At 38.6% G+C, this 412-nt stretch carries 1 protein-coding gene; it reads left to right on the top strand.

Annotated features, from left to right (window positions below; translation table 11 throughout):
• Window positions 1-340, top strand: a 340-nt coding sequence (locus EXT46_RS18910) for a hypothetical protein (protein ID WP_165381140.1), incomplete at its 5' end; no start/stop codon positions are given.
• Between the last annotated feature and the right edge of the window lie 72 nt (window positions 341-412).

Raw genomic sequence — 412 nt, forward strand, 5'->3', positions numbered from 1 at the left:
AATTGATATTGTGGTGCTGCCTATCACATGTTTACTAATTTATTGTATGAAATATTATAGGTCTCCTTTTAGTAAAATATATAAAGGTACGGATAATCACCTACAACAAACGCCTTTGCAGCTGATTGGTTTCTTACTTTTTACAATTAGCTTAGCAGCAATGGGTAGCTGGATAGCTTGGCTTGGAATTCAAGCTCCTCTACAGTACTTCTCGGGTGTTAAAGGAGACGCCCATGGATATACATTAATTCAAGTTGGTGGTTTAGTTGCTTTATACAGTACGTGGGGAGCACTTGTTTTTCTATTTAGGCTAGTTAGCTTACGTAATAAATCTGCCTAACAAGAGACTATGGCGTCAATAGCTCTTTTTAAGCTTTTGGCGCTTCCCACATTACCCCATCTCTGAGCATCG

Origin of the sequence: Pseudoalteromonas sp. CO325X (genome assembly GCF_004208955.1) — a bacterium.
GTDB classification, from domain to species: domain Bacteria; phylum Pseudomonadota; class Gammaproteobacteria; order Enterobacterales; family Alteromonadaceae; genus Pseudoalteromonas; species Pseudoalteromonas ruthenica.